This is a genomic window from Enterobacter sp. CGMCC 5087, from assembly GCF_003144775.1.
GTDB lineage: Bacteria > Pseudomonadota > Gammaproteobacteria > Enterobacterales > Enterobacteriaceae > Enterobacter > Enterobacter cloacae_M.
This window is the reverse complement of sequence record NZ_QFXN01000188.1, coordinates 1-561: the sequence shown is the minus strand read 5'-3', so window position 1 is coordinate 561 and position 561 is coordinate 1. Positions and strand designations below refer to the sequence as shown.

General features: G+C 59.5%; 1 protein-coding gene. It reads right to left on the bottom strand.

The genetic code is table 11. The features are described 5' to 3' along the window. Nucleotides 1–561: type VI secretion system protein (locus DEO48_RS15615; RefSeq protein WP_258306109.1), on the bottom strand; the 561-nt coding region annotated here is incomplete at both ends.

The following is a 561-nucleotide window of genomic DNA, read 5'->3' as shown; positions in this document are numbered from 1 at the left end:
CGTCAGACGATAACGCCGGGCCGTCGCCCGGGAGAAGCCATCAAAAGGCACACCCTGCTGGTATACCGAGCTCAGGTAAATTCCCCGCACCGGGAAACCAGCCATTTCCTCCCCTGCCAGTACGTCCGACAGCATCGTCTGCAGGAACGATTTCAGTCCCGCAAGCTGGCGTATAAACAAAAACGCATCTGCCGGAGGCGTTTGCGCCGGGGGTTCCAGCATAGTGGCACTGAGCGCCGTGTTAAGCTGGCTGAGCCAGAGATCCCAGAATGTCTCCAGTTCGCCGGACCATGAGTTTGTCTCCCCCGTGTCAGGGCTAAAGCTCACGCCAAGCAACGACTGACGGGTCTGCGCATCAAGCTGGCGGAAAAAATCCCCGGCACCGTGCAACATATCGATATGCGTGAGGACCACATACACCGGCAGCCGCGTATGCAGTTCATCGGCAATGTCCATCAACCGGGTACGCAGGACCTGGGCGCTGGCATGACGGGCAGATGCCCCCATCCTCGCGAGCTCCCCGAGATCAAGCGTCAGGATAAGACCATTAAGCGGCTGGCG